Here is a 9,297-nt window from a genome sequence, read left to right as displayed (position 1 = left end):
TCAGAGTTAGGAAGCTTCGTAGTCGATGATGACTGGCGTTCGCCAATCCGCGTCTTGAGGGAAGCCCTCTTGAATGTTCGGTGGCGCGATGATGACGATCTCGCCGTCTATGATCGGGATGCGCCGTCCCATAGGGTAATAAGCCGCGATCTGATCGGCCTTCATGTTCCCGTCTTTGCTCTTCTTGCCCTGCTCGGTGACAACGGTCGCGACGATACGGCCTTTGTTGATGGTCGCTTGCCCTTCTAGGGTGTCGTCTCGACTGGAAACGCGCACAATCTCGAATCTGAGATAAGGCTTTGCTCCATCGAAAGAGACGTTCGGGATTGCCACCTTCCAAGTCCCTGCGGCCCCCACAAAATCAGTTGCAAGGGTCAACTCGATATTCGTCTGGTTCATTTTTTCAGCCTTGCTGCATTGGCCGTCACGAACTGCGGCCACTGAGCGACGGCCGAGCTAAGGAAGTGTGTCCCGGCCTGCTCATAGGTGCGCCCCAGGCTATCCTTGCCAGAGAACCCAAGCTCTATCCTGCGGGCATAGGGAGCCGTCCACGCGAACTGTGCGATATCGCCTATTTCCATCTGACTGAGCGTGACAACGTAGCTGCTGGCGTCTGGAGCGCCCATGGTGCCGTTCAACCCGCTGGCAAGACTATTCCGCAGGTTGCCAGTATCGACGGGTATCCTTCCGCCCTTTGCGCGGGGGAGCTGCGCAGCGTCAACAACATCCTGCACCGATTCGGCAAACACGTTCCTCATCTGCAGCTTGGTCATATTGGCGAACTGCCTGACCGATGCAGAGAGGGTTTGCTTCACCATTACCTGATGTACCTTATCCTGATGCGCTCAAAGCAACGGCATCTGATGGTCTGTTTCGCAGACGCTCCAAGCGATGTGTCGCCGGGGAACATCAGCCGAGAACCGTCGGGAGCGACGAATGGCGCCGACAGACCGGTTACCTTCTGGCCTTCCATCGCTATGTGATCCGGCCGAGTGCGCTTATCGCCGGTCGCGTCCCACGACCGTTCTATCTGGTCTTCTGTTACCGCGCCGCTTTCGAGAAGCTGAAGATAGCCCTCATGCCGTCCGGCACGAAGCGCAGTCAGTGTCTCGTTCTCCGCGATCAGGTCAGCCCTGAACATCAAGGCCCGAGATTTGTGATCGGCCATCAGCGTGGCAATCAATTCGGCCTTTGTGACCTTGACCGTGCGCCGCTTGTTGTAAGCCGCAAGCGCCGCGTCCCAGCCATTCCGCCGCACAGCCTCAACAACAGCCGTATAGCGCTTGTCGCGGAGCTTCATGCCCAGATAATCGCCTAGCCCCTCACGGTCTCCTGTGAGCAGCGCATTGCGTATCTTGAGCGTCGTTTGTGCTTGGGCGGGTGTCAGCCCGATCAAACCGTTCTCGCGAAGGCCAGTGACCTTGCTTTTCCGACCGACCAGATCGAGCGCGATGGCCTGCGGCGTCCTATTCTGCGAGATGCCTTCCACGATGGTCTCGCGAACGGCCTGCCTCACTCCTTCGGTAATGGAGGTGATGAGGTTTGCGACGTGTGATCTTGCCCAGAGTTCGGCGCGGTCATGTCTTCCATTGAAGCCAAAAACCGCTGAACCGCCCGAAAAGGGTCTGGTATCTTCGGAAGTGCGGCCAGCGCCGCCACTCCTCCCCTGTAGTAGGCGTCAGAAAGCGCTCGGTCCAAGGGCTGGAAGAATACCGGATCGACACGGAGAGCCGCGATAGCCGCCTCAATGTTGCCGTTCTGGATATGCCCGATCACCGTCTGCAATTGCGCCTGGGAGGTTATCCGGCCAATGGCATCAAGGAACGCCTTGCGGACCTCTGGCTCCAGCGCGCCGAGGATGGCCTGAACTTCTGATGGAAACGCCATTCGGCCCTCTAACTCGCGATGATCAATTCATAGTAGACGGTCAAACCAGCCGGCGACAACGGCCGGCACTGCTTAATCACATGCTCTTTGCCTGCGATGACAATCCTATCGCTCTCGGCAATCTCTATTGGCAACCCTTGTGTAGAAACGTACACCATGCGATCTCCCTTCTGGATAAGGGTTCCGTCGATTTTCGACATGTCTATCTCCAGCGTGACTAGCGTGCACGGGTAATCGGTGTCGGTCAGCACCGGATCGTATGACGGGCCGGACTGGACTGTCCTGCGGATGGCGCCAGCAGTGCCGAAGCGCGCTATGAGCCTTTCGGCAGTCGCTCTGGGTTTGGCGTAGTCGAAGGTTGCCATTCAGCACCCCACAGACCAGATCCCGATGTAGGGCAGGTCTTCGTCTTTGAGGAAGGGCGCCAGCATCCCATCTACAATGGAAATCAGCGGCGTGATTGAGGTTGCCGTGCCGTCGCTCTGGGCATTGGCATACTGCACCTCAAGCGACCCGACCTTTTCTCGCACAACAGCGCCTGACGCCGAGCCAACCACGCTGAGGCTGCCGGGGTTGGTGGCCTCCTGCCATGCCGCCTGATATGAGGCGTTTATGACGGCGATCGGCACTACATTTGACGGCAGCAGCTTGCCATTCACGATAGCCCCTTCACGCGGCCACTGGCGCTCCTGCGTGGCGTCTACAACAGACCCGAGGAACCGAGAGCCATACACCGCATCGATATACTGGCTCCCACGGTTGCGGAGAACGGCAGGCGCTGGCGCATCAGCGGGGAGAACATATCCGTTATCGGATACCCAAGTGGAGAACCCACCGTCATCACCATAGCCTGCCATGTCTCGTTACTCCGTCTTCAGCGTGTCGACGTGCGCTGCCTTGTCTTCGTCGGACAGTGCGTTGAAGATTTCGGCGTCATCCTTGCGGAGCGATTTCACTTCCTTGCCGTCGGCGTCATAGATCGCCCACCAGCCGCCGCCCTTGTCCTTGGCCTGGAAAGGGGCCTTGGCTTCGGCAGGGTTGACGATCGCCGTCTTGGCGCCGCCCTTGTCCTTGGCTTTGCCGTCGGTTTCGGTATCGGAGCCATCGATCACGTCATAGCGACCAGCCCAGCCGATCGGCTCTTCCTTGACCGTCAGTTCAGTGCCGATCTCGATTTCCTTCGCGTCGGCTCCATAGATGCCCGACGACGTGGCGCCGGTATAAGGCGCCTTGATCCGAATTTTCATTGGATTGTCTCCTGTTGAGAAGGATCAGCCCCGCCCGAAAGCGAGGCCGGTCATCAGGTGTTGGTGGAGTAGAACACGCCTGACTTGCCGTTGATGTCCGCACGGATTTCGATACCCATCGCTCCCATGATGAGGAACTGGTAGTTGTCCGTGGGGTTCTGGCGGGTCTTGGCGGTGGTGTTCACGGCCATGCCGACGAGCGGGCGGATGTACTCGGAGCTGGGTACGAAGCCGAAGAACTCGTTGCCCGACAGTTCGAAGCTGACTTCGATCTTGCCGATGCGACGGTTGGTCAGCAGGTATGCCAGCAGCGTGCCGCCCTTGAAGCCGGAAGAACCGGAATAGGACATATCCAGGCGCCGGCCGATATCGGGCGACACATAGAGATTGACCTTGCCGGTGACCAGGTTGGCGTCGAGCATCGCGCCCATGGTCTGGGTGAAGAATGCATCGATCTGGTCAGCGGTCGCAGTCGTCAGGTTGATGTTGGCACCGGAAGCACCGATGTTCAAAATCTTCGAGAACGGCGACGTGCGGATGCCGTAGGCTGTGTAGCCCTGGAAGACGATCGAGGAGTCGCCGTTCAGTGCGTAGAGCGCCATGTCGCGGCGGATCTTCGCAGTGTGAGCTTCCTGGTCGTCTGCCAGCGCGTCGAAGTTTTCCGACTGCAGCGTGTTCCATTCCCGCCACTCGCGACCATAGGCCGTGGAGAAGATCGGAACAGGCGTGCCGCGGTAGTCGTAGTTGACCTTGTCCAGCGGTACCGGCACCTGACCGGACATGGAGCGGACAACAACGCCGGCATCGCCAGAGACGCGGTTCAGCACGACAAGCTTGCCGATATTGACCGGCTTGGCGAGAGGCATGAGGTCGGCCATCCACGCCTGACCTTCGTCAGCACGCATGACACGGCGGGTGATGCCATCGAGTTCGAGCCACGCGTCACGCGGCAGGACTGCGGAGGCGTTCTGCACCGCCGCCATCTGGTTTTCCATGTTGTGGAACCAGTCGCGATCGGCGTTGACTTCATCCCACCACGCGGCATGCGGCCGGGAGTTGGCGATGAGCTGGGAAGAAAAATAGCGCATCCGGGTTCTCCTTATGCCTGGACCGTGCCGGGCTGAGCCTTGCGGGCTCGCACCAGCTGGTCAGCGCCAGACGTGTTGTTGTAGGCCTCTTCGGCCACCATCTTGACGTTCTGACCAGTCGTCGCGGGGACGAACTTGCCAGCGGCATTGGTGGTCAGATTGGCACCGCGAGTCACGTTGGTGGCCGTTGGCACACGAACGTTGAAGAATTGCTCATCGAGCTGTTCCATGCCGATGACGCGGTCATTCGCCGGCCATGCGGTGTCAACATCCTTCATCGCCAGGTAGTTATCCTGCGCGATGTAGATTTTGCCTGCCGCATTTGCGCCCGCCTGAGCGAAGTTGGCGCCGGATTCAACCAGAGCCGTGCCTGGCAGAACGGCGGTGGTGCATAGGCGCTCCTGCACCTGGGGGGTGGCCTCAGTGTAGGGACCTGCGAAGATTTTATTGAAGCGAGCCATGATTATTCGCCCTCCGGTGCCTTGTGAGCGGCCTTTTCAGCACCGCTGCCCTTGAATGCGGAATTGAGGCCGGTTGCCTTACCGACTTCGGCCTTTGGCGCCAGTTCCTTGAGCGCGTTCAGCGTCAGTTCCTTGGCGACGGGTTCGGTGAGCAGGTTCGCTTTGACAACCTTTTCGACCAGTTCAGCCTTTTCGGCTTCGTCCTTGGCCTTCTGATTGGCGACCAGCGCTTCATGCTGATCCAGAACCGGCTTGAGAGCCGCTGTCACAGCGTTGGAGATCGTTTCACCGATCTTCCCCATGCCTTCCGAGAGGGTCTTGACCTCATCGGAAAGCGCCTTGAACTGCTCATCAGAGACAGACATTTCGTCTTCCTTTCGATTGGTTGAGGATTCCCGCTCGGAAAAGCCAAGGGCTTCCAGTATCGCGGCTTTCATTCGATCCAGAACGCCAGCCTTTTGCCGACGGTCCAGAGCACGGGCGAGATGTTCCACTGCCCAATCTAGGTCACGATCCGCGTCATCGACGGCGGAGTTAATGACCTCGATTTCTTCTTGCTCGCCTTTGGAGTTGACCATCATGCCGACGCCTTCCGCAGGCGTAGCCGCACCATCCTCATCAAGAAGGATTGCGTCATGGTCGAACTCTATCTCGCGAGCGATATTCTTGTACGGCACATCGCCGTTTGCAGCCTCAAGGAGAGCAAACAGGCCTGTCGATGTGTGCACAGGCTCGCCCTTCTCGATCGCGTTCAGGACCCGCTTGCCACCCTCTGAGCGGCTTGCCATCTCAACATCGATCACCTTGTCGAGAAACACCCGGCCGTTCTCCCGACGCAGGTTCTCATTCCATGCGCCGATCCAGCCGAGGTTGATGCCCTCAGGGTCTTTTGCGGAGACAAACTTGCCGTTGATGGTCGGATGGCCAAGAGGCGCCGGCGTGCGCTCAAGACCGGCGAAACTCTTCTCGATCTCGTCGGCCGGATACATGATGCCATTCATCACGATGTTATCGGGCAGCGTTGCGCTGGGCACGATCACCACATCACGACCGTTGCGCTTTTCATGGCGCACCGACTTCGTGTTGGCGACCGAGCGAATATTCACTCGGACGTGGGGCATTGTTGATTAATCCTCTTCCGTGGGAGGCGGGTTGCCGAGCGCCGCTTGCGTCTCGTCCTCGGTATCATCCCGGTATTTTTGTGCGTCGGTCAGTGGCTCATAGCCAACTGCTGCGCGGATCTCGTCATCGGTGAAGACGTAGGTCGAGTTGCCCATCTTCTGGTTTGTGTCGGCCATCTTGTTGGCGCGATCGACCTTCTCTGTCATCGAGCTTTCCGTTAGGTCAGCCTGATCGATGAACCAGTCCTTCTTCGGCAAAATCCCCCATGTCACCAACCTGGTGACAAAGTCCATGATGTTGGGATGGGTGATGTTCACCCGCCGCGCCATGTTGGTCTGGTTCCACTCGTTTGCGTCTTCCGTGGATGCGCGTTCGCCGGTCTGCATGCCGACGAGGATCTTCACGGGTGCGCCAACGGATGCTGCGAATGACTGCAAAGCCGCACCAAAGAAATGCTCCGGGCTGGGCAGGGTGACGCCGAGCGTCTTTGCCTGCATGCCCTGCAGCATCAGCATCTGGTCGAACCCCTTCTGGAAGTCGGCCACCTGCTCATTCATCTTGTCGGCCACATCCTGCACCGTGACGCCCATGGCCTTGGCCATTTCGGCAATCTTCACATCGGCCGGCATTTCCAGAACCGGGGAACTCTTGGCGTTCTTCCAGAACCCCTCACCGCCTGCGCCCTTGATCTTCTCAAGGTCGATTAGGTCGTTATAGCCAGGCTCAAGAAGCGATCGACCGTTTACGGTCCCATCGTCCGACCAGATCAACACCCGGTCAGGATGGATGCGAAGGCTGCGCTTGTTCGGGTTGTCCGTTTCTACAGCCGCCTCGTTGAACTCGTACATAGTCGGCTCGCCGTAGGTTTCCGACGTCGTGTCCGTGTTCCAATCCGACACCTTCAACTGGCCAGCCCAAACCGGGTCGATGCGATAGAGGCCTTTGAGACCTCCACCCACGCGGTCAACGGGCTGGTCGAACCTTTTCCCGTCCCTCAGCCTCAGGATGACGCCGGAGTAGCCCCCGACCATTGCCTTCCGGTCAGCTTCAGCCAGTTTTGCCCACAGACGCATGGAGGCGAACTTGAGGCGGATTTCCTTCTCTAGTTCCGTTTCCTTGCTCTTGCCCATCTGTGAGCCGTCGCGCTCCTGCTCAAGCAAGTATGGCGTATCCTGCCATGTCTTGAGTGCCGTCTTGTCGACTGCAGCCGCGGCTATGCCGTTGCGGCAATAAATCTTGTGAAGCAGATCAAAGGTGAGGACGTCGGGATAGCCGAAGTCCTTGTAGTGGTCGTGCTTCGCCCCCGCAAAGAAGCCGGGGAACATAGCGCCCAGCTGGCGCACTGCTCGGTTCGCCAGCATCACAACATTGCTCATCGGTGCCTCTTATCGGTGACGTGATGTCAGGAACATCGCCACGCCAGAGCTTGCGATGTTCACGTTATCGGCTGCGATCAGAGCGTCAGCCAGGTTGTGCGATTTGACGCCCAGATCCTTCTTGAGCTTCACCTTCGGCACGACACGCTTCTTGCCCTCAGTCTCAACCCACCAAGGCACGCAGAGCTCGGTAAAGAGCGCGTCGAGCTTTTCCTTGCCCATGGTCGAGGAGAACGACAGGACGTCCTCTGTGCGTATCGCCTGCCCTCTGGTGACGGCATTGAACGTCAACATGGCTCGGCGGGCCGTGTTGGCCCATGCCTGTGCCTTGAGGTTCAGATATTCGTGCTTGTTGAGTGGGCTGTTGCTGTTAAGCGTGTCGCTCGGTTCGTCCGGGTCCATGACCGCACCGCCGGCATGGAAGGCGAAATGCTCAACACTCGCCGCGTTCTCTTCGTTCTGCTCATCGATATAGCCGCCGACGAAAGCGCCAACTCCGATGGTATCGTATGAAACCGTAGCGCCGGCATGCTTTGCTTTTGCCCATACCCGCTTGGCATTCTGAACAAGCTGATCTTTGCCTGATGACCAGTCTTCAGCGTCCGTGAACACGCCATCGATCTTGTCGGCCGTCGCGCTCTTGTCCTCGCCGTCGTCGGCAGGGTCGAAGCCGATGATATTCCGTCCGGTCAACTCGATCTTGAGTACCTTGTGAGCGTCCACGCAGGCATCAAGCCAGCGGCGCTTGAAGATCGATAGCTCGCTGTCACCGAGCGGCACGCCGCCATAGATGTGCTCGAATAGCTCAGGGTCGCGCTCTCGCATCGCTGCAATGTCGCGCTTGGCCTTCTCCGAGAGGAACGGGTTCTCGGTATAGTCGATCTTGTGCACCACGCAGTGTGGTGGTGGGTTGATGACGAAGTTCTTCCAGACGTAATCCGTGACCATCTTCGGGTTAAAGAGAAGGATCGCCAGGCTGTCTTCCTTGCGGATCGTCGGGGCAATGACGGCCCACTGGTCGGCCGTAAGCTTTTCGGCTTCTTCCACCCAGAGGATGTCGATATCGGACGTTCCCTTGATTTCCTCAAGGTTGCGCTCGATCCCGTAAAATATGAACTCCGCGCCGGTCGCGATGTGAATGATAGTCGTCTTCTGGACGTCGAAGGCATGCTGCAGGCCGAGGTGACCGATGGCCCACTTCAGTTCGGTATAGACGGACTCCTGAATGCGGTTCTGAAAGCGGCGAATGCACATGATGCGCATCTTGACCCTGACATGGTCAACAAGGCGGACGAGCTGGCAAGCTGTGTCTCTGGTCTTTGAGCTGGATCGACCGCCATGCAATACGGCTATGTCGTTTTCACCCAAGAATGCCTTTTCCCAGAAGTCAAAGAGCGCGGGGTTGGTTAGGTAGCTATCCGCCTCTAACTCTTTTTGCCGCGCATTACTTGACGCCATGTCTTGTCTTCCGCCTGCTTCCAGTCTCCTGGCTCACCATTCTCTGTCTTGGTCGGCGCATAACTGCCCTGCATCTTGTTTGCCTCTGCAATGGCTGCAATGGCCGTACGGCGGTCGTCGGTTGTGCATGCGTCGTGAATAGCCTTGAGGCTCAAAAGCCTGTCAGCGGCGCTCCATTCGGCTTTCTCTGCCACTCTATTCTTGATCTCGGCAACGCGAGCCTTCACCACATCATTTAACATCAACCGTGATGCGTTCTGCTGGTGAGGTTTGAACCCGGCCTCGGCATATGCTTCCGTGGCGCTCTTGCCTGTAGCTACCGCTTGAGCGAAGGCTTCGTGTTTAGCGTTCCGAAGAACTGGCATCGCTTGCTACTTCCTCTCCCGCTCTTGCTCGGTGGTGGTCATGGGGTCACATCATCCTGCCGGGCATGAACGGAACGTCGCCTGAACTGGTGGTATGAACATAGCCGCCAGCCGATGGCAGCTTTATCGAGCCGGGGAGCAGCGATTTAGGCGCTACCCATTGGCCACCATGTATCTGAAACTTCTTCACAACCCGCCCGATCTTGCAACGGCGGTGGAGGCGGTTAACGACGTTCTCCGTTTCCTTGCTCATCTCATCTCGGAGTTTGAACATGGTCATCGGTTCGGTCATC

The 9,297-nt window shown here is 58.2% G+C and carries 14 protein-coding genes; all 14 read right to left on the bottom strand.

The window, feature by feature from the left end:
- Nucleotides 1–6: 6 nt before the first annotated feature.
- From OK142_RS01200 to OK142_RS01135, 14 genes are read right to left on the bottom strand one after another with little or no spacing between them, the layout of a single operon-like run.
- On the bottom strand, nucleotides 7–399 hold the full coding sequence (locus OK142_RS01200) for a phage tail terminator-like protein (RefSeq protein WP_498680763.1): 393 nt from the start codon (nucleotides 397–399) through the stop codon (nucleotides 7–9).
- Nucleotides 396–818, bottom strand: a complete 423-nt coding sequence (locus tag OK142_RS01195) for an HK97 gp10 family phage protein (RefSeq protein ID WP_498680762.1) — start codon at nucleotides 816–818, stop codon at nucleotides 396–398. Before OK142_RS01195 ends, OK142_RS01200 begins: the two co-directional genes overlap by 4 nt.
- On the bottom strand, nucleotides 818–1,516 hold the full coding sequence (locus OK142_RS01190) for a phage minor head protein (protein WP_498680761.1): 699 nt from the start codon (nucleotides 1,514–1,516) through the stop codon (nucleotides 818–820). Before OK142_RS01190 ends, OK142_RS01195 begins: the two co-directional genes overlap by 1 nt.
- Nucleotides 1,513–1,887: a hypothetical protein gene (locus OK142_RS01185; protein ID WP_498680760.1), complete on the bottom strand. Its 375-nt coding sequence runs from the start codon at nucleotides 1,885–1,887 to the stop codon at nucleotides 1,513–1,515. The genes OK142_RS01190 and OK142_RS01185 overlap by 4 nt, the downstream gene beginning before the upstream one ends.
- A gap of 8 nt (nucleotides 1,888–1,895) precedes the next feature.
- The gene (locus OK142_RS01180; RefSeq protein ID WP_498680759.1) at nucleotides 1,896–2,252 is read right to left on the bottom strand and encodes a hypothetical protein; all 357 of its coding nucleotides are present in this window, start codon (nucleotides 2,250–2,252) and stop codon (nucleotides 1,896–1,898) included.
- Nucleotides 2,253–2,744 (bottom strand): DnaT-like ssDNA-binding protein, encoded by a 492-nt coding sequence (locus OK142_RS01175; protein ID WP_498680758.1) that lies wholly within the window; start codon nucleotides 2,742–2,744, stop codon nucleotides 2,253–2,255.
- Between the two features lie 6 nt (nucleotides 2,745–2,750).
- Nucleotides 2,751–3,134 carry a hypothetical protein gene (locus OK142_RS01170; RefSeq protein WP_498680757.1) on the bottom strand — a complete coding sequence of 128 codons (384 nt, stop codon included), beginning with the start codon at nucleotides 3,132–3,134 and terminating at the stop codon, nucleotides 2,751–2,753.
- Nucleotides 3,135–3,187: 53 nt separating this feature from the next.
- Complete coding sequence (locus OK142_RS01165) at nucleotides 3,188–4,222, bottom strand: major capsid protein (RefSeq protein WP_498680756.1); 1,035 nt, start codon at nucleotides 4,220–4,222, stop codon at nucleotides 3,188–3,190.
- A gap of 11 nt (nucleotides 4,223–4,233) precedes the next feature.
- Nucleotides 4,234–4,683 (bottom strand): hypothetical protein, encoded by a 450-nt coding sequence (locus tag OK142_RS01160; protein ID WP_498680755.1) that lies wholly within the window; start codon nucleotides 4,681–4,683, stop codon nucleotides 4,234–4,236.
- A gap of 2 nt (nucleotides 4,684–4,685) precedes the next feature.
- Nucleotides 4,686–5,804, bottom strand: a complete 1,119-nt coding sequence (locus tag OK142_RS01155; protein ID WP_498680754.1) for a hypothetical protein — start codon at nucleotides 5,802–5,804, stop codon at nucleotides 4,686–4,688.
- Nucleotides 5,805–5,810: 6 nt separating this feature from the next.
- Nucleotides 5,811–7,181: an anti-CBASS protein Acb1 family protein gene (locus OK142_RS01150; protein WP_498680753.1), complete on the bottom strand. Its 1,371-nt coding sequence runs from the start codon at nucleotides 7,179–7,181 to the stop codon at nucleotides 5,811–5,813.
- Between the two features lie 9 nt (nucleotides 7,182–7,190).
- Nucleotides 7,191–8,639 carry a PBSX family phage terminase large subunit gene (locus tag OK142_RS01145; protein ID WP_498680752.1) on the bottom strand — a complete coding sequence of 483 codons (1,449 nt, stop codon included), beginning with the start codon at nucleotides 8,637–8,639 and terminating at the stop codon, nucleotides 7,191–7,193.
- Nucleotides 8,606–9,004, bottom strand: a complete 399-nt coding sequence (locus OK142_RS01140) for a terminase small subunit (RefSeq protein WP_498680751.1) — start codon at nucleotides 9,002–9,004, stop codon at nucleotides 8,606–8,608. Before OK142_RS01140 ends, OK142_RS01145 begins: the two co-directional genes overlap by 34 nt.
- A 46-nt stretch (nucleotides 9,005–9,050) precedes the next feature.
- The gene (locus OK142_RS01135) at nucleotides 9,051–9,296 is read right to left on the bottom strand and encodes a hypothetical protein (RefSeq protein WP_498680750.1); all 246 of its coding nucleotides are present in this window, start codon (nucleotides 9,294–9,296) and stop codon (nucleotides 9,051–9,053) included.
- Nucleotide 9,297: the final 1 nt, after the last annotated feature.

Source organism: Agrobacterium sp. BT-220-3 (assembly GCF_025910175.1).
Taxonomy (GTDB): domain Bacteria; phylum Pseudomonadota; class Alphaproteobacteria; order Rhizobiales; family Rhizobiaceae; genus Agrobacterium; species Agrobacterium oryzihabitans.
Note: the sequence above shows the minus strand (reverse complement) of the source record. Positions and strands in the feature narration are given on the sequence as shown.

Excerpts from the sequence above, each read along its gene's own strand:
- OK142_RS01200 (WP_498680763.1), bottom strand. The coding sequence starts at position 399 with ATGAACCAGACGAATATCGAGTTGACCCTTGCAACTGATTTTGTGGGG.
- OK142_RS01195 (WP_498680762.1), bottom strand. The coding sequence starts at position 818 with ATGGTGAAGCAAACCCTCTCTGCATCGGTCAGGCAGTTCGCCAATATG.
- OK142_RS01185 (WP_498680760.1), bottom strand. The coding sequence starts at position 1,887 with ATGGCGTTTCCATCAGAAGTTCAGGCCATCCTCGGCGCGCTGGAGCCA.
- OK142_RS01180 (WP_498680759.1), bottom strand. The coding sequence starts at position 2,252 with ATGGCAACCTTCGACTACGCCAAACCCAGAGCGACTGCCGAAAGGCTC.
- OK142_RS01175 (WP_498680758.1), bottom strand. The coding sequence starts at position 2,744 with ATGGCAGGCTATGGTGATGACGGTGGGTTCTCCACTTGGGTATCCGAT.
- OK142_RS01170 (WP_498680757.1), bottom strand. The coding sequence starts at position 3,134 with ATGAAAATTCGGATCAAGGCGCCTTATACCGGCGCCACGTCGTCGGGC.
- OK142_RS01165 (WP_498680756.1), bottom strand. The coding sequence starts at position 4,222 with ATGCGCTATTTTTCTTCCCAGCTCATCGCCAACTCCCGGCCGCATGCC.
- OK142_RS01160 (WP_498680755.1), bottom strand. The coding sequence starts at position 4,683 with ATGGCTCGCTTCAATAAAATCTTCGCAGGTCCCTACACTGAGGCCACC.
- OK142_RS01155 (WP_498680754.1), bottom strand. The coding sequence starts at position 5,804 with ATGCCCCACGTCCGAGTGAATATTCGCTCGGTCGCCAACACGAAGTCG.
- OK142_RS01150 (WP_498680753.1), bottom strand. The coding sequence starts at position 7,181 with ATGAGCAATGTTGTGATGCTGGCGAACCGAGCAGTGCGCCAGCTGGGC.
- OK142_RS01145 (WP_498680752.1), bottom strand. The coding sequence starts at position 8,639 with ATGGCGTCAAGTAATGCGCGGCAAAAAGAGTTAGAGGCGGATAGCTAC.
- OK142_RS01140 (WP_498680751.1), bottom strand. The coding sequence starts at position 9,004 with ATGCCAGTTCTTCGGAACGCTAAACACGAAGCCTTCGCTCAAGCGGTA.
- OK142_RS01135 (WP_498680750.1), bottom strand. The coding sequence starts at position 9,296 with ATGACCGAACCGATGACCATGTTCAAACTCCGAGATGAGATGAGCAAG.